Origin of the sequence: Pseudomonas sp. NFPP12, from assembly GCF_900103205.1 — a bacterium.
Classification (GTDB): Bacteria; Pseudomonadota; Gammaproteobacteria; order Pseudomonadales; family Pseudomonadaceae; genus Aquipseudomonas; species Aquipseudomonas protegens.
On sequence record NZ_FMWW01000001.1, the window covers coordinates 521,182 to 538,290 of the forward strand.

Genomic DNA, 17,109 nt, shown 5'->3' on the forward strand with positions numbered 1-17,109 from the left:
GGGAACTCCTTCGCAAGTGGCCGGCGGGAACCCGGCCGCTTGCGAGTCAGGGTGACAGCTGGGCCTAGACAGGGAAGATGGCGTTGATCTGGCCGGTGCCGGAGCTGCCGAACAGCGGAGTGACGATCTCCGCTGGGCGGTTGTATTCTGGCCCGCCCAACAGCCCCAGGAGCATGGCCGTATCGTGCATTCCACCCTCGCCATGACAGCTGCTGGCGTAGTCCGGGAGCATGGCGCAGAACTCGCGGAAGCGGCCCTGCTGCCACAGCTCCACCACCCGCTGGTCCACCTGCTTGTCGAACTCCCGGGTCCAGTTGTGGATGTTGGCCTCGGCCTCGCGGTCGTTGGAGAAACGGTGGGAGAGGGAGCCCGACGCCAGCACCAGGACCTTGCGATCGCTCTTCTCGATGGCCCGGCGCACCGCGGCGCCAAAGGTGAAGCTGTCTTCGAGGCGGTGCCAGGCGCACCAGGCGGCGATGGACACCACCTTCAAGTGCTTGGCAGCGGGCACGTCCATGTGCATGTAGCGCATGGGCACCAGGGTGCCGTACTCCAGTTCCAGGCTCGGGATGTTGTGGGCCAGGGTACGCACGTCGGCGGCATTGGCCTCGGCGGCGATCAGCTCACCCAGCTCCGGGCAGCCCTGGTAGTCGTAGGTCATGTTCTTGATGAAGTGCGGCAGCTCGTTGCTGGTGTAGGTGCCGTTGAACGCCTCGCCGCAGTTGATGTGGTACCCGCTGTTGACCAGCCAGTGCACATCGAACACCACCGCGGTGTCGGCCCCCAGCTCCCGGGCCCGGCGGGCGATCTCCTTGTGCCCGGCAATGGCCGCCTCACGGCAGCCGTGGTGTTTGCCCGGCAGTTCGGACAGGTACATCGATGGTACGTGGCAGACCTTGGCGGCCATGACGACTTCGCCCATGGTGCTTCTCCTGAAACATCTTCTTGTTGGGGTGATCCGGGACGGTTCTGAACCTTACACGCCCCAGCGCGGTATGTGGTGGCTGCCCATGGAGAGGCAGACGTTCTTGATCTCGGCAAAGACCTCGAAGCTGTATTCGCCGCCTTCGCGACCGGTGCCCGAACCCTTGATACCGCCGAAGGGCTGGCGCAGGTCGCGCACGTTCTGGCTGTTGATGAACACCATGCCGGCCTCGATGCCACGGGCCAGGCGATGGGCCTTGCCGATGTCCTGGGTCCAGATGTAGGAGGCCAGGCCGTACTCGGTGTCGTTGGCCAGTTGCAGGGCCTGGGCCTCGTCCTTGAACGGGATCAGGCACACCACCGGGCCGAAGATCTCTTCCTGGGCGATGCGCATCTTGTTGTCCACGTCGGCGAACACCGTGGGCTGGATGAACTGCCCGCGGGCCAGGTGCGCCGGCAGGTTGGCCGGGCGTTCCAGGCCGCCGGCCAGCAGGGTCGCGCCTTCTTCCAGGCCGATGCGGATATAGCCGGTGACCTTGTCGTAGTGGGCCTGGGTGATCATCGAGCCGACCTGGGTCTTGGGGTCCTGCGGGTCACCGACGATCAGGCGCCTGGCCCTGGCGGCGAACTCCTTGACGAACTGCGGGTAGACGCTTTCCTGGATGAAGATCCGGCTGCCGGCGGTGCAGCGCTCGCCGTTCAGGGAAAAGATGGTGAACAGCGCGGCGTCCAGGGCCCGTTCCAGGTCGGCGTCTTCGAAGATCAGCACCGGCGACTTGCCGCCCAGTTCCATGGAGTACTTCTTCAGGCCCGCGGTCTGCATGATCTTCTTGCCGGTGGCGGTGCCGCCGGTGAAGGAAATCGCCCGCACGTCCGGGTGGCGCACCAGGGCATCGCCGGCGGTGGCGCCATAGCCCTGGACGATGTTCAGCACCCCGGCGGGAATCCCGGCTTCCACCGCCAGCCGGCCCAGCTCATTGGCGGTCAGCGGCGACAGTTCGCTCATCTTCAGCACCGCGGTATTGCCCAGGGCCAGGCACGGCGCGGTCTTCCAGGTGGCGGTCATGAACGGCACGTTCCATGGCGACACCAGGGCGCAGACGCCCACCGGCTGGTACAGGGTGTAGTTGAGCATCTGGTCGTCCACCGGATAGCTGTGGCCATCCATGCGGGTGCAGACCTCGGCGAAGAAATCGAAGTTGTGGGAGGCCCGGGGAATCAGCACGTTGCGGGTCTGGTGGATCGGCAGGCCGGTGTCCAGGGTTTCCAGCTCCGCCAGGTGCGGCACGTTCTCTTCGATCAGCGCACCCAGGCGGCGCATCAGCCGGGCGCGCACCGATGCCGGGGTATTGGCCCATTTCGGAAAGGCGTCCTTGGCCGCCGCTACCGCCTGGGCGATTTCCTCGGCGCCGCCGCTGGCCACCTCGCCAATGGCTTCACCGGTGGCGGGGTTGTAGTTGGTGAACACTTCGCGGCTTTCGACTTCGCGGCCGTTGATCCAGTGCTTGATCATTTATGCGTGCTCCTTGGCCACGGCAGTGGGCTCCGGGTGGGCGTGATGGGTGAAGAATTCGCTTTCGCTGACGATGCGGTTGACCAGCCGGCCGATGCCTTCGATTTCCACCACCACCTCATCGCCGGGCACCACGTCGGACAGGCCTTCGGGGGTGCCGGTGGCGATCATGTCCCCCGGTTGCAGGGTCATGAAGCCGGACAGGTATTCGATCAGGTAGGGGATGTCGAAGATCATGTCGGCGGTGCTGCCTTGCTGGCGCAACTCGCCGTTGACCCAGGTGCGCAGGGTCAGGTTGTTGGGTTCGGGTACCTGGGCCGCGTCGATGATCCACGGGCCTACCGGGGTGGTGGCATCGCGGTTCTTCACCCGCAGGTTGGGCCGGTAGTAGTTCTCCAGGTAGTCGCGGATCGCATAGTCGTTGCACAGGGTGTAGCCGGCCAGGTAGTCCAGGGCATCCTCGCGCTTGACGTTGCGCGCGGTCTTGCCGATCACCGCCACCAGCTCGCACTCGTAGTGCATGTAGGCGACGTTGTCCGGGCGCCAGGTCACCTGTTTGTGGCCGGTGTAGGTGCCGGGAGACTTGATGAACACCAGCGGTTCGGTGGGCGGCTTGAAGGCCAGCTCGGCGGCGTGGTCGGCATAGTTCAGGCCCAGGGCGAACATGGTCCCGGTGGCCGGCGGCAGCCACTGCACCTGGTCTTCGGCCAGGACCCGGCCGTCTTCCAGTTGCAGGGTGTTGGGGCCGGTGACCAGGGCCTGGTGGACCTGGCCCTGATAACGAATGCGTGCATGTTTCATGTCGGTTCCTTATTCGGCCACGATGGTGTTGGCGAGGCGGCCCAGGCCGCTGATCTGCACTTCGACCCGATCGCCGGGGCGTACATCGACCCGGCCTTCCGGAGTGCCGGTGATCAGCACGTCACCGGGGTGCAGGGTCATGAACTCGCTGATCTCGGCAATCAGCTGGGGAATGCTGCGCACCAGGTTGGCGGTGCTGTTGTGCTGCACCCGCTCGCCGTTGACCCACAGCTCCAGGCTCAGGGCATGGGGGGCGGGCACCTCGGCGGCCGGTACCAGCTCCGGGCCCAGGGCGCAGAAGCCGTCCCGGCACTTGGCCTTGACCGCGGGGCGGTAGTAGCTGTCTTCCGGCAGGCTGAATTCGTTGACGATGGTGTAGCCGGCCACGTGTTCCAGGGCGTCTTCCAGGCGCACCCGGCTGGCGCGCTTGCCGATCACCACGCCCAGGGCCGGGCCGGGCTGCAGGCGCTCCACACCCTGGGGAAACACCACCGGCGCCTCATGGCTGTTGCGGGTGTTGGGGGTCTTGATGAACAGCACCGGCTTCACCGGCGGCTTCTGGTAGGGCGGCTGGGTGAAGCTCTGCAGATGGCTCTGCAGCAACCCCTGGTAGTTCAGCGCAACGCCGAACAGGGTGCCGCCGGCGTGATCGTTCAGTGCACGGCTCATCGGGCTCTCCTGGTGTCCGTACCCGTAGCGGCTTGCCGCTGGCGGGTCGATTTCGTTAATGTGTTAACGTTATATTTAATATGTTAACGATCGTCAAGCGATGGACTGCCCGCTTCCATCCCGCAGTGGCGGGCAAGCCGCGAATCACGCAGGATGCGCAGGGTCCGCGTGGATCAAAATAAAAAACAGAAGGGCGCCATGAACCCACGCCAACCGATTCCCAACATCAACATCGGCCAGGTCTACGACCAGCGTTACGCCGATGCCCAGGTGCACTACGACAAGCTCAGCAACCTGGCCGGCTTCTTCGGTCGCAACATGCCGGTGCATCGCCACGACCGTTTCTTCCAGGTGCATTACGTGCAGAGCGGCGCGGTGCGGGTCTACCTCGACGATCAGCAGTATCTGGAGTCGGGGCCGATGTTCTTCCTGACCCCGCCGACCATTCCCCACGCCTTCGTCACCGAGGCCGACAGCGAAGGCCATGTGCTGACCGTGCGCCAGCAACTGGTGTGGGAGTTGATCGGCGCCGACCCGGCACTGGCCCCGGCGCCCCAGGTGCCGCCGGTGTGCGTGGCCCTGGCGCGCCTGGGGCCGCAGTTCGCCGGCGAAGTACGACGCCTGGAGGGCCTGTTCCATGAGTTGCAGCGGGAGATTGCCGGGCAGGGCCCGGGGCGCGAGCCGGCGCTGGAAGCCCTGACCCGGCTGCTGATGATCAGCCTGCTGCGGTTGTCGGCCAACTCCCTGACGGCGCGCCCGGCACGCCATGAAGACCTGCAGATCTTCCACCGCTTCAACGAGCTGATCGAGGCCCGCTACCTGGAGCACTGGCCCCTGGGCCGCTACGCCAGCAGCCTGGGAGTGACCGAGGCGCGCCTCAATGATGTCTGCCGGCGCATCGCCGACCTGCCGTCCAAGCGCCTGGTGCATGAACGGGTGATGCAGGAGTCCAAGCGCCTGCTGCTGTTCACCGGCAGCTCGATCAACGAAATCTGCTACCAGCTGGGCTTCAAGGACCCGGCCTATTTCAGCCGGTTTTTCCAGCGTTACGCCAAGACCGCGCCGGGGGAATACCGCTTGCGCCAGGGGCAGGCGCCTGCCCCTGGCGCAAATGCGCCGGGTGTCTGATCCCTGGGGCAGGGCTGATGCCATGGAGCCGCGCCCAGGCAACTGACCCTGGCGGTATTCGCCGTCTGGCGGGCGTGGCAGAATCCGCGCCTTTGCCCGACAAGGAGCGTCGTCATGCTGCGTACCGTTGTGTTGCCCCTGCTGGTGTTTGGCGCCTTGCCGTGCCTGGCCCGGGAGCTGCCGGAGCTGACGCCGCTGTGGTTGCAACAGGAGGGCTGGATCGGCGCGTGCGACAACCGCCGCGACTGCCAACTGCTCTACGCGCCGAACATCGATTTTGCCGAACGGGTCAACCACCTGACCCTGAAAATCCGCAGCCAGGCCGGCCCCGAAGGCCTGTTGCAACTGCAACTGGAGCACCAGGGCGCGCCATTGGAACTCGGTGCATTGCGCCTGGATGGCCAGCCGCTGGAGCCCGGCTTGCTGGCGGCGCTGGTCCAGGAAGTGGAAGCCCCGGACAGCACCCGTGAACAACAGTACTACCGGGTTGATGACCAGCCCCTGGCCCGGCAATGGCTGGCGCGCCTGCGCACCGCGCAGGTGCTGGAACTGCCGGGAGAGGAGCCGGCCCAGGTGCTGCTCGAGGGGTTGCCGGACTTGCTGCAACGGGTGGACCAGGTGCAGCAGCGCCAGGGCACGGTCAGCGCCCTGGCGGCGCTCGGCGAACAGCCGGCCAGCGCGGTGCCCGGGTTGCAGCCGGCCGCGGCATTGCGCCCCTATCCCGGGGTGAAGCCCCTCGGCGCCCGAGAGCGCACCGGGCTGCTGGCGGCGGTGCGCAAAACCTTGCCGCCGGCAAAGACCGAAGATGCCGACGACTACGTCATGCCACCGAGGATCGAGGTCTATCCCCTGACCGCGCAGCAGGCGCTGGTCTTCGAGTTCTCCGATTGCGGTGCCTACATCTGCCTGTTCGATATCAGCAGCCGCTCGCGCACGGCGCCCTATGCGCTGCAGCCCCTGCAGATGCAGGCGTTGCCGGCCGGCAGCGTCGACCATGCCGGGGGCCTCAACTATTACCCCGAGACCGGCGAGCTCAGCAGTTTCCTCATGGGCCGCGGGATAGGCGACTGCGGTGAAATGGCCAGTTGGCACTTCGATGGCCAGGCCTTCCAGCTCACCGATTATCGGCGCATGCCCACCTGCAGCGGCCTGGGCTACGAAGACTGGCCGGTGCTCTGGAGTGCCGAGGCACCCAAGCGCCCCTGAGCCCCGGCATCAGGTGCAAGCTTCGCCTTGAAGCACGTTGCTCGGTTGCGCCGGTGCCGTGCCCAGCAACAGGTCTGCGGCCTTTTCGCCGATCATGATTGCCGCCGCATTGGTGTTGCCGGTGATCAGGCTCGGCATGATCGAGGCGTCCGCCACCCGCAGCCCCTGGAGGCCGTGGACCCGCAACTGGTCGTCCACCACCGCCAGTTCGTCGTGGCCCATCTTGCAGCTGCCCACCGGGTGAAACACCGTGCCCAGGTGCTGGCGGATCCATTGCTCGATCTGCTCCTGGCTCTGCACCTGCGGGCCGGGTACCAGCTCGCCCTTGAGGCGTTGGGAGAAGGCCCGGGTCGCTGCCAGCTGGCGCACCAGGCGCAAGCCGGCCACCAGCTTGCGCAGGTCCTCGGGGTGGCTGAGGAAGTTGGCGTCGATCAGCGGCTTGTCGTGCGGGTCGGCGGAGTTCAGGCGCACCCGGCCGCGGCTCTGCGGGTGCATCACCGCCACATGCAGGCTGATGCCATGGCCCACGGGGATCAGGCGCTGGGGCTGGTTCTTCAGGGCCGGGGCGACGATCAGCCCCAGTTCCGGCACCGGGTCCTCGGGCGCAAGGCGCAGGAAGGCTCCGGACTCGACGGTGTTGGAGGTCAGCGGACCCTGGCGCCGGGTCAGGTACTGCCAGGGTGAGCGGGCCAGGGGCAGCAGGCCCTTGGCGGAAATGCCGTAGCCCAGCTCGGGGTCGCTGCGGTACATCAGCACGATGTCCTGGTGATCCTGCAGGTTGAGCCCGACCCCTGGCAGCGGGTGGCGGGAAACGATCCCGTGGCGCGCAAGCTCCTCGGCCGGGCCGATGCCGGAGAGCAACAGCAGTTGCGGTGAGTTGATCGCCCCGGCGCACAGGATCACTTCCCGGCGTGCCTGCAGTTGCCAGACCCGGCCGTCCTGGCTGATTTCCACACCGCTGGCACGAGTGCCTTGCAGCAACACCCGGTGGGTCAGGGTGCTGCTCAGTACCGTCAGGTTCTGCCGGTGCAGGATCGGGTGCAGGAAGGCCCGTGCCGCGCTGCAGCGCTCGCCGTTGATCTGGGTGACATGGAAGGGCCCGAAGCCTTCCTGCTCCGGGCCATTGAAGTCCGGGTTGTAGCTCCAGCCCAGCTCGGTGGCGGCCTGGTAGAACACCTGATTGACCGGGCTCGGGCTGCGCTGCTCGGCGACGTTGAGCTCGCCGTGCTGGCCGTGCCACGGCGAGGTGCCGGGTTCGAAATGCTCCGAGCGCTTGAAGTAGGGCAGCAGTTCGTCATGGCTCCAGCCCTGGTTGCCGGCGGCGGCCCAGCGGTCGAAGTCCAGGCGATGGCCGCGGATATAGATCATGCCGTTGATCGCGCTGGAGCCGCCCCAGACCCGGCCCCGGGGGCAGGGGATCGGCACGTCGCCACTGCTGGTCTGTGGGCTGAACTGGTGCATCCAGTTCCAGCGCGGGTTGGCGATCAGGCGGATGATCCCTGCCGGGGTACGCACATAGGCAGCGGGCAGCAGGGTGCGGTCGCTGGGCCCGGCTTCGATCAGGCACACCTGGACCTTGGGATCGGCGGACAGCCGGTTGGCCAGCACGCAACCGGCGGAACCGGCGCCCACCACGATGTAGTCGAAGGTCTGCGTGGTTGTTTCACTCATCGGAGGTACCTCGTTGGCAGTCACAGAAATCCATCTCAGAGCCCCAGCAGCGAGCCGACGTCGAGGGTCACTTGCAGGCCGACGACAAAGCCGTTGCCGCTCAGCTCGCGGGCTTCGGGGTTGTAGAAGTTGTCCGGGTTGACCAGGTACTGGACGCTGGGCTCCAGGGCCAGTTGCCGGGTCAGGGCGATATGGGCGTTGGCTTCCAGTGCGTAGACATTGCGTTCGCCCAGGCGCGGGTCGCCGCCGTTGGCGATGCGGGCCTGCTGCTGGAAGCGCAGCTGGTGGTCGTTGAGGCGCAGGTAGCTGGCCTTGAGGTTGAGCTTGTCCTGGGGCCGGTCGAAGGGTGCGAGGTAGGTCAGCCCGGCCTCGGCGAACTGGCTGAAGGGCTGCTTGTCATCGGCCGCCGCCGACAGCGAACCGAACAGCAGCAGGGCCTGGGGCGCACTGCCGGTACCGGCGTCGGCACGCCACAGTGCCTGCTGGAACTTGAAGAAGGCACCGCCGGTGCCGAAGTCCATGGCCCCGGTCAGCGGGTCCACCTGCTTGGAGGTGTTGTAGTAGCCGTTGAGCTCGTAGTGGGAGCTGTAGGCATCGCGGTTCTGGCTGCCGATTCCCAGCAGCAGGCTGGTGCCGCTGGCGTCGTCGGTACTGAAATCCAGGCCCTTGCGCTCCTTCAGGTAGTCCACCGGGTTGGACTCGAAGGCGCCGCCATGTACGTACCACTGGGGCGTCAGCTGGTATTTCAGGTAGCCGCCCCAACTGCCGTAGGGCGGCGGCAGGATGCCGGTGGAAGAGTCGATGATCGGGTCGTTGCAGGTCACCGTGCTTTCGCAGTTGTAGATATAGAAGTAGCGCCGGGCGTTGGTCCGCCCCAGGCTCAGGTCGACCCGGCCGTCGAGCCAGGTCTGCTGGTAGGTCAGCAGGCTCAACTGGTTGCTGGTGAGGTCGTTGTGGATCGGCGCGCCGCCGAAGTAGCTGCCGGCGGCGCCCTGCCAGTTGCGCGAGGTGGGCACGCCGGTCTCGTGGTCGAGGATGAACAGCGTCTGCTCGAAGTGCAGGGCCGCGCCGTCGAGGCCGGCGAAGGTCCCCAGATCGATATCGGCGCCGACGAACAGGTCGCCGCTGTTGCCGAAGCTGTGGGGCCGGGGGCCCGTGTCCAGGTTCTTCATGGCCAGGCTGAGGAACTGCACATGGGGCGTGATGCCACGGTCGGCCAGGTAGTCCCCCAGGCCGGACAGCGGGCCGGTACGCGGCGTGGGCGGCGTCTGGGCAAGGCAATCAAGGGGCAGCAGCAAGGCGGCCAGCAGCGGGCACAGCGCATAGGTTGCATTCATGTCGGGTACTCGATTCTTGTTGTTTTTGTCTTGAGTGTCGGTTGCACATCGTTTGTTCAGGCATCGGCCAGGGCCGGGGTCGGGTTGACCAGCACCTTGATCTGGCTCTTGTCTTGCAACAGCGCCTGGAAGCCTTGCTCCACCGCCTGTTCCAGGGCCAGGCAGCGGGTGACCGCCCGGCTCAGGTCCAGGCGCCCGCTGGCCAGCAGCTGGATCAGTTCGGGGTAGACGTGGCGGTAGCCGACGCTGCCGAGCAGGCGCAACTCGTTGTTCACCAGGTGGAAGGCATCGAACTGCACGTCGCCCATCAAGCCCACCAGCACCGCTTCGCCGCCCTTGCGCAGGCAGTGCAGGGCATGGCTCAGGGTCTGCTGGCTGCCGGCGGCCTCAAAGGCGCTGTCGATACCACCGGCGCTCAGTTGCCGCAGGCGTGCCTGCAGTTGCGGGTCGGCGCCGTCCAGGGCCTCAGAGGCGCCGAACTCCAGGGCCAGGCGCCGGCGCTCGGGGTCCAGGTCCACGGCGTAGATCCGTTCCACCCCCCGCAATCGTGCCAGTAGCACCAGCAGCAGGCCGATGGGCCCCAGGCCGAACACCGCGCAACTGTCGCCGGCCATCAGGCTGCTCTGGTTCAAGGCGTGGTAGGCCACCGCTGCCGGCTCCAGCACGGCGGCCTGCTTGAAGCTGACGCTGTCCGGCAGCAGGTGCAGCATGTAGGCCGGTACCACCGCCTGTTCGGCAAAGCCGCCGTCGCCCATCAGGCCGATAAAGCCCATGGATTCACAGAGGTTGTACTGGCCCATCTGGCAGTACGAGCACTCGCCGCAGCGGTATTCGGGTTCCACCGCCACCCGCTGGCCCAATAGCCGTGCATCCACGCCCTGGCCCAGGGCTACTACCTGGCCGCAGAACTCGTGGCCCAGGGTCAGCGGCGCCCGGCAACCGGACAGCGGGTGAGCCACCTGCTGAGGTATGGAGTGAGGGCCGTCGGCGTACTCATGCAGGTCGCTGCCGCAGATGCCGCAGTAGGCGACTTGCAGCAGCACCTCGCCGGGGCCGGGCTGGCGCGGTTCCAGCTGAGTCAGGCGCAGGTCGCGGGCGGCATGCCATTGCAGTGCTTTGATCATGGGTTTCCTCCCAGGCTCGGGCTGGGTGCAGGGTTGGGGCCGGGGTGCCGGCGTTGTTGGCGGGCCAGTACCGCGGGGGCGGTTTCCTTGAGGAACAGGGCCAGCACGGCGGCCAGCAATGCGCCGCCGCAGGACATCCACATGACGATCGACAGGCCGAAGCGGTCGGCGGCGAAGCCGGCAATGGTCGGAGCGATGAAGCCGCCCACCAGCTCGCCGATGCCCATGATCATGCCCAGGGCCGTGGCCATGACTTCGCGGGGCACGGTTTCCGCGGGGATGGTGGCCATGAACAGGGTGAAGCAGCCCAGGCCGGTGTAGGTCAGCAGCATCAGCACCCCGAGCATCCAGGGCGACGAGGCGTAGAGCAGGGCGATGGGACAGCAAGCGGCAATCAGCGAGAACAGCACCAGGGTCGGGCGCCGGCCGAGGCGATCGGAGATTGCCGGCACGCCGAAGCCCCAGAGCACCCAGGCGCCTCCCAGGCAGCTCATCACCGTGCCCATGCTGGCCGGGCTGTAGTCGCGAACCTTGACCAGGAAGGTCGGGGTGAAGGAAATCAGGATGATGAACCAGGTCAGGAACACGCAGCTGATGAGGGTGCAGAGCACGATGTTGCGGCTCTTGAGCAGGGCCAGGCGATGGCTGCCACCCGGGCTGGACGGGGTGTGCGCTCGCGGTTCGTGTCGCGGTGGGTCGGGCTGCACGTAGCGCCAGATCAGCAGGGCGATCAGTAACCCGGGAATCAGCGAAATGATGAAGGCGTGGCGCCAGCCGTAGGCTTCGGCCAGGGCGATCAGCACCGGCGGGCCGATCACCGCGCCCAACAGGCCCGCCGCCGACCCTTGCAGCAGGCCCATGTTCAGGCCCCGGCGATGGGGCGAGGAGGCTTCCACCATCAGCGATTGGGAGAGCGGCAGGATCGGCCCCTCGGCCAGCCCCATGATGGCGCGGAACAGCAAAAGGCTGAGAAAGCCGGTGACCAGCCCGGACAGCGCCGAGCACAGGGAAAACAGGATCACCGCGACGATCAGCAACGGCTTGCGCACGCCCCGGCGGTCCGACCAGGCACCCACCAGGGCCCCGGACACCGCCCAGGCCAGGGCCAGGATCGACGACAGCATGCCCAGGTGGCTGTTGCTCAGTTGCAACTCGTCAGCCATGAAGGGGAACAGGAAGGACAGCGCCAGACGATCGAAAAAGACGAAACCGAAGGTCAGGAACAGCACCCCCAGCAAGGTGTTCTCGTAACCGGCCTTGTTGTTTTTATAAGCCATGGTGGTTCTCCGAAGGAGGCGTGGGCAGCGCCGGTCAGCGGAACAGGGTGTCGATATGGGCGGCGCCCAGGCCGATCTTTTCGTAGTGGGCGCGGCACATGGCGATGTAGGAGTGCACGTCGAAGTAGCCGTCGGGCTCGCCCTGTTCGTCGAGCCAGATCAGCGGGCCCTTGACGATGAAGAACACCCGCATCGGCTGCTCATGCTCATAGGCCACCAGGGTGTGGCCTTCGCCCGGGGTCTCGTAGACGAAGTCCCCGGCGGTGGCGGTCCACTCGTGCTCCAGGTAGCCCCATTTGCCGGACAGGGTGTAGGCGAAGACTTCGTGGGGGTGGTAGTGGCGGTTCACCAGCCCGGCGCTGCGGGCCAGGAGAATGTCGCACCAGCGGTTTTCGCTGGGGGAGATCCACAGTGGCCGTGAGGACACGGTCTCGGTGAAGGGCACGTACAGGCTCAGGTCGTCGCTGGCGGCGTCGGGCAGGTAGACCTCCGGCTTGGCGTCGGGCTTGAAGCAGTTGGCGATCGGTTGCAGGTCTTTCCAGAATTCACGGTGGGCGGCTTCGGGCATGGTGGGCCTCGGTTGTTGTTATGGGAGGAGCCTGGGCAGCCGGGCAGGGCGGCCATGGGGGTACGGCGCAGACTTTAGGTCGGGAGCGGGGCAAGGGTTTGCACGGATCGGACTGGTTGTTTGTCTGTTTCGGACGGCTTTTTTCCTACGGCCGATAGAGAGCCGATGACGCGCTCAAAGCGACCGGGTCCCACTGCGTTTCAAGTTGACAGGCTATATAGTTCAGATGTTAATGAATGGCCGCAGCCCGCAGTGCCTGCGGCCCCAGGTGTCCGGACACTGCCTTGCCGTCCGGGGAACATCCCGCCGCCATGAGAAGAACAACAATGTCTCCATGCGCCTTGCTCGAAACCCGGCATGCCAGCACCCAGGCCGTCGACCTGGATCAACGCCTGGCCTTCTGGGAGGACTACAACGCCAGCACCCTGGTGGGGCTCAAGTGCAACTCCTACGCCGAGGGCGGTTTCGCCGCCAGCCAGGACAACCTGCAATTGAGCGCCATGCGCCTGGCCCGCATCGTCGGCAACGAACACGTGGTGGAGCGCGACACCTCGATGATCCGCGGCGTGCCCAAGGAGTCGATCTTCGTGTCCCTGGTCACCGGCAGCGGTTCGTTCTTCTACCAGGATGGCGCCTGCCAGGTGCTGGAGCCGGGGGAGCTGGTGGTCTACCGCACCGACAAGCCCTATCTGTTCGGCTTTTCCGGGGCCATGCGCCAGTTCATCTTCGACATTCCCCAGCAGCAGTTCGCCGAACGCTGCCTGAAACGCTTCGACCGGCCTTTGCGGATCAGCGTCGAAAGCGGGGTCCAGCGCCTGTTGCTGCGCACCCTGGGCGAACGTACCCGGGGCTTTTTCCAGCAGCCCCTGTGCGCCGAGGCCGAGGCTTATCAGGAGCAGGCCTTCGAGCTTCTGGCCAGCATCATTGCCGGGCATGTGGGGGAACGGCCAATCAACGCCCTGAGCGCCTCCTACCTGCTGGCGGCCAAGCAATGCATCCATGAACAGCTGGCCGACCCGACCCTGAGCTGCGAGCGGGTGGCGGCCCAGACCGGCATTTCCACCCGGCACCTGGCCCGGTTGTTCGCCCTGGAAGAAACGCTACCCAGCCGCTTCATTCTGGAAAAACGCCTGCAACAGGCCCGTCAACTGCTGTGCAGCAGCCAGGGAGCGGGCCTGGATATCAGCGAGATCGCCTACCGGCACGGCTTTGCCAGCCAGGCGCATTTTGCCCGGGCCTTCAAGAGCCGCTTCCAGCAAACCCCCAGTGAGGCACGCGCCCTTGGGGTAGCCGCAACCCTGGCAAGCCCGGCAGCCGAAAGCGTCGGTCAAGCCTGTGGCGACAATCTCCGGGGCCTGGAGCAAGGCAACTGACCCGCCCGGGCCACACTGTTGCAGCAAGTAGCCCAGGGGAGCGGGGGAAGAATGGCCGGTTGGGCAGGGCGGCGTTCCGCTGGCTGGAGCCCGGGCTCCGGGGAACGCCGTTGGTGGATGCCGCCGCTCGGGTGGCGGGGCTTGCCCGTTCCGGCGCCAGAGCGGGGGTCAGCGCCCGGCAGCCTCCATGGCTTGGGCTTGAAGGTCGAGCAACTGGCGTTGAAAGGTCACGAATGGCTCCTTGGGCTGTTGCAGGCGTACGAACTCCAGCATCGGGTCGGCGACGGCGGTGCGGATTCCCGACAGCGCCTCCAGGGTGGCCAGGCCGCAAAACGGTACGTAGGCCTCGGAGTAGCCGCCTTCATGCACCAGCACCAGGCGCCCTCGGCACAGGCGCTCGGCAGCATCCTTCAGGCACTGGGTCATCTCGCGGAACGAGTCACTGTGCAGCAGCATCCGCGCCAGGGGGTCCACGGCGTTGGCGTCATAGCCACAGGCGACAATGATCAGTTCCGGCTCGAAGCGCTCCAGGGCCGGTATCACGATGCGCTGCATGGCGTACAGGTAGGCGTCGTGGCCACTGCCCGGCAGCAGCGGGATATTGATGTTGCAGCCCAGGCCGGCGCCGCGCCCGCGGTCCTGTTCACCGCCATAGCCCGGAGGGAAGCAACCGTCCTGGTGCAGGGACAGGGTTAGCACGTCGGCCCGCTCCTCGAAGATCGACTGGGTGCCGTTGCCGTGGTGCACGTCCCAGTCGATGACCGCTACCTTGCCCAGTCCATGACGGGCCTTGGCGGCCTCGATGGCGATGGCGATGTTGGCCAGGAAACAGAAGCCCATGGCCTGGTCGCGGGTGCAGTGGTGTCCCGGTGGACGGGACAGGGAATAGGCGTTATCGGCTTCGCCGCTGAGTACGGCGTCCACGGCGGCCATGGCCAGCCCGGCGGACAGCTGGGCGATTTCATAGCTGCCCGGGCCCACCGGCGCCTCGTCGCCGAGGTGACCGCCACCGGCGTCGCTCAAGGCCTTGAAACGCTGCAGGTAGGCAGCACTGTGGACCCGCAGCAGGTCGTCTTCGGTGGCCGCTGCGGCGCTGCGCAGGTGCAACTGTCGGGTCAGGCCGGAGACATCCATCAGGCTTTTCAAACGGCGTTTGGTTTCCGGTGATTCGGCGTGCCCGGCGGCGGCTGGCGGCTGTACCCAGCCACCCACCGGCAGGGTCAGGACGTGGGGGCCGCCGCTGTGCCACAGGCTGAGTTCGTCGAAGAAAAACGCGCTTTTACAGGTCATGGTGATATCCATTTTTCAGGGTGGAATTTACAACGCGACAGCGGCTGGCCCAGGCCCTCGGTGCCAGGGGCACCAGGGCACCGAGAGCGTTAGCGTGCAGGCCGGCAACTGAGTACCAGGGCCATGGACAGCAGGGTGATTGCGGCGCCCGCCAGCAGCAGCCCGCGGAAGCCGCCGCTGCCTTCGATCAGCCGCCCGGCGATGGTCGGGCCTATGGCCAGGCCGGCGCTGATCACCAGGTTGGAGGCGTTCATCAGGCGGCCGCTGCGGTCCATTTCGGCCATGCGCGCGAGGATCAGCGGCAGGATGAAGGTCCAGGTGAACTTGAACACCAGCGCCGCCAGGGCAAAGCGCGCCAGTTGCGGCTGGCCCAGAAGCAGCAGCACCGAGCCGGCCATCAGGCCGTAGCCCAGCAGGAGCAGGGCGCTACGGGGCAGGCGATCGCCGAACAGGGTGGCGCACAGGGCGCCGGCAATGCCCATCAGGGTGGCGATGGCCAGCACGTCGCCGCTGGTCTGTGCCGAAAGGCCGGACTGGCCACCGATGGCGCCGATGAAGGTCCAGACCCCGCTGAGGCTGATGTAGAAGGTCAGGATGCCGAGAATCCCCAGGGTGGCCTTGGCCCTGGAAACCGGCGGGGCCTTGGCTTCATGGCTGGCGGCCTTCGCCGCGCCCGCTGGAAAGCTGCGAGCCAGGGGCAGGCACAGCAGCATCAGCAGCGCCATGATCAGGTAACAGGCACCCAGGCCGAAGCGCTCGAAGAGCATGGGCAGCAGGCTCAGGCCGATGGCCCCCAGCACCAGCTGGCCCATCACCCAGAAGCCGTAGGCGCGACTGGGGTTGGGGCTGGCGGCGGCGCTGGCCAGGCAGATGATCATCAGCGAGCCGCCGGCCAGGGCACTGCACGAGCGTGCGATCAGCAGCAGGGAATAGTCGTTGGCGAGCATCGACAGCAGGTTGGCGAGGATGAACAGCAGGGCGCTGCACAGCGCCGCGCGGCGCCAGTCGATGTGTTTCAGCCACCAGATGGCGGGCAGCGTGGCCAGGCTCATGGCCCCCAGCTCGGCGGAAAACAGGTCGCCGATCTGGGTCGGGCTCAGTTGCCACTGGCTGGCCAGTTGCGCGGCAATGGCCGGGGCCGTCAGCAGCACCGCGGGGGTGATGGCGGCGAACAGCACGATGGCCGCCTGGAGCCCGAGGGGCTGGCGGGTGATCGGCGGGTTCTGGCTCAAGGCGGGGTTCTGGGTGTTCATGGACAGGCTCCTAAGGCAAGGGGGTCAGAACACATGGACCAGGCGCAGCAGGGCGTCGGTGCCGGCAAAGCCGTTCTGGGTGGCGACGTTCTGCGACAGGCCGAACATCAGCTGGTTCTGCTTGTCCAGCCAGTGGCCGAGCTCGAACCCGACCTGGGTGTAGCGCTTGTGGGTGTCGTCGATGCGCCGGTCGTTGATCCGCAGTTCGCCGCCATCGGCGTGGATCAGGCGCAGGGCACCATAGGTGTCGGGGGTGAAGTCGTAAGAGGCGAAGGCCTGCAGGCGGTAGAGTGGGTCCTGCTTGAGGTCGCTGCCGAAGTAGTCGTCGTTGGTGCCATAGAGCTGGGCTTCCAGGTTGGCCTCCAGCACCCACTTTTCCCCCAGGCCCTGGGTGTAGTTGTAGACAAAGGTCGCGCCCCAGCGGTTGGCCCCGGGGGAGACGTCGGGGTTGCGCCCGTGGTACTCGCCCACGGGCAGCGTGATCAGGGTCAGCAGGCCGCTGTAGGTGCGGGTTTGCGGCTGGTTGATGAAGAACAGCGTGCCGCCCACCTGGGGGTCGCCAAAGCCGCTTTCGCCGGTGTGGCGTTCGGCGCCGGGCAGGCGCGCGTCGATATCGGCGAAGGGCACGATGAACTGCGGGGTACAGAGGGTGCCGCACAGGTCGCTGAAGAACACTTGGCGGTAGGCCATGGCATTGACTCGCAGCTCGGCCTTGCCCGTGCTGTCGGCCGGGCCGTGGAAATCACCGGCGCGGGTGGCGGGCAGGTACAGCACGCCCAGGCTGGTGCCCGCTGGGGCGGCGAAGAAGTCCCGGGCATTGAGGTCGGCGGCGTTCAGTGAAAGGCTGGCCAGGGTAGCCGTCAGGGCCAGGGTGATGCGGGGCACGGGCGTGGTCATGGGCGGTGCGTCTCTTGTTGGAGTTGTTGTTCGGCGAACGGCTCGCCGGCACACGGCAGGGGCTGGAAAAAGGGCAAA

15 protein-coding genes are annotated in these 17,109 nt (G+C 66.5%); 3 read left to right on the forward strand and 12 right to left on the reverse strand.

Features of this window, described 5'->3' with window-relative positions; genetic code table 11:
- Positions 1-64 precede the first annotated feature (64 nt).
- The 4 genes from hpaD to BLS75_RS02345 are packed head-to-tail and all read right to left on the reverse strand — an operon-like array spanning position 65 to position 3,907.
- Positions 65-922 (reverse strand): 3,4-dihydroxyphenylacetate 2,3-dioxygenase, encoded by an 858-nt coding sequence (gene hpaD, locus BLS75_RS02330; RefSeq protein WP_072450160.1) that lies wholly within the window; start codon positions 920-922, stop codon positions 65-67.
- Between the two features lie 54 nt (positions 923-976).
- Positions 977-2,437 carry a 5-carboxymethyl-2-hydroxymuconate semialdehyde dehydrogenase gene (gene hpaE / locus BLS75_RS02335; RefSeq protein ID WP_015635872.1) on the reverse strand — a complete coding sequence of 487 codons (1,461 nt, stop codon included), beginning with the start codon at positions 2,435-2,437 and terminating at the stop codon, positions 977-979.
- Positions 2,438-3,238: a fumarylacetoacetate hydrolase family protein gene (locus tag BLS75_RS02340; RefSeq protein WP_019095470.1), complete on the reverse strand. Its 801-nt coding sequence runs from the start codon at positions 3,236-3,238 to the stop codon at positions 2,438-2,440.
- A gap of 9 nt (positions 3,239-3,247) precedes the next feature.
- Complete coding sequence (locus BLS75_RS02345) at positions 3,248-3,907, reverse strand: fumarylacetoacetate hydrolase family protein (protein ID WP_072450161.1); 660 nt, start codon at positions 3,905-3,907, stop codon at positions 3,248-3,250.
- A gap of 198 nt (positions 3,908-4,105) precedes the next feature.
- On the opposite strand from BLS75_RS02345, the gene hpaA reads away from it, so the two are divergent.
- Positions 4,106-5,035: a 4-hydroxyphenylacetate catabolism regulatory protein HpaA gene (gene hpaA / locus BLS75_RS02350; protein ID WP_072450162.1), complete on the forward strand. Its 930-nt coding sequence runs from the start codon at positions 4,106-4,108 to the stop codon at positions 5,033-5,035.
- A gap of 114 nt (positions 5,036-5,149) precedes the next feature.
- Positions 5,150-6,241, forward strand: a complete 1,092-nt coding sequence (locus tag BLS75_RS02355; RefSeq protein ID WP_072450163.1) for a DUF1176 domain-containing protein — start codon at positions 5,150-5,152, stop codon at positions 6,239-6,241.
- Positions 6,242-6,250: 9 nt separating this feature from the next.
- On the opposite strand, the gene BLS75_RS02360 is transcribed toward BLS75_RS02355, so the two are convergent.
- Genes BLS75_RS02360 through BLS75_RS02380 form a run of 5 tightly spaced genes read right to left on the reverse strand, consistent with a single transcriptional unit; the run spans position 6,251 to position 12,218 of the window.
- Positions 6,251-7,912, reverse strand: a complete 1,662-nt coding sequence (locus BLS75_RS02360; RefSeq protein WP_072450164.1) for a GMC family oxidoreductase — start codon at positions 7,910-7,912, stop codon at positions 6,251-6,253.
- Between the two features lie 35 nt (positions 7,913-7,947).
- A complete protein-coding gene (locus tag BLS75_RS02365; protein ID WP_019095474.1) occupies positions 7,948-9,249 on the reverse strand; it encodes a carbohydrate porin in 1,302 nt (433 codons plus the stop codon).
- Between the two features lie 56 nt (positions 9,250-9,305).
- On the reverse strand, positions 9,306-10,370 hold the full coding sequence (locus tag BLS75_RS02370; protein WP_026020251.1) for a 2,3-butanediol dehydrogenase: 1,065 nt from the start codon (positions 10,368-10,370) through the stop codon (positions 9,306-9,308).
- Positions 10,370-11,650 carry an MFS transporter gene (locus BLS75_RS02375; protein ID WP_015635866.1) on the reverse strand — a complete coding sequence of 427 codons (1,281 nt, stop codon included), beginning with the start codon at positions 11,648-11,650 and terminating at the stop codon, positions 10,370-10,372. Before BLS75_RS02375 ends, BLS75_RS02370 begins: the two co-directional genes overlap by 1 nt.
- A 34-nt stretch (positions 11,651-11,684) precedes the next feature.
- Complete coding sequence (locus BLS75_RS02380) at positions 11,685-12,218, reverse strand: 2,4'-dihydroxyacetophenone dioxygenase family protein (RefSeq protein WP_011061645.1); 534 nt, start codon at positions 12,216-12,218, stop codon at positions 11,685-11,687.
- Positions 12,219-12,544: 326 nt separating this feature from the next.
- Between BLS75_RS02380 and BLS75_RS02385 the strand changes: the two genes are divergently transcribed.
- Positions 12,545-13,591, forward strand: a complete 1,047-nt coding sequence (locus BLS75_RS02385; protein ID WP_072450165.1) for a helix-turn-helix domain-containing protein — start codon at positions 12,545-12,547, stop codon at positions 13,589-13,591.
- 168 nt (positions 13,592-13,759) lie between these two features.
- Here BLS75_RS02385 and BLS75_RS02390 read toward each other — a convergent pair whose 3' ends face one another.
- The 3 genes from BLS75_RS02390 to BLS75_RS02400 all read right to left on the reverse strand — a co-directional run bounded on the left by BLS75_RS02390 (position 13,760) and on the right by BLS75_RS02400 (position 17,031).
- Positions 13,760-14,881 carry a class II histone deacetylase gene (locus tag BLS75_RS02390; protein ID WP_026020252.1) on the reverse strand — a complete coding sequence of 374 codons (1,122 nt, stop codon included), beginning with the start codon at positions 14,879-14,881 and terminating at the stop codon, positions 13,760-13,762.
- An 89-nt stretch (positions 14,882-14,970) separates the two neighbouring features.
- Positions 14,971-16,134 carry an MFS transporter gene (locus BLS75_RS02395; protein ID WP_072450166.1) on the reverse strand — a complete coding sequence of 388 codons (1,164 nt, stop codon included), beginning with the start codon at positions 16,132-16,134 and terminating at the stop codon, positions 14,971-14,973.
- A 24-nt stretch (positions 16,135-16,158) separates the two neighbouring features.
- Positions 16,159-17,031 carry a transporter gene (locus BLS75_RS02400; protein ID WP_072450167.1) on the reverse strand — a complete coding sequence of 291 codons (873 nt, stop codon included), beginning with the start codon at positions 17,029-17,031 and terminating at the stop codon, positions 16,159-16,161.
- Positions 17,032-17,109 lie beyond the last annotated feature (78 nt).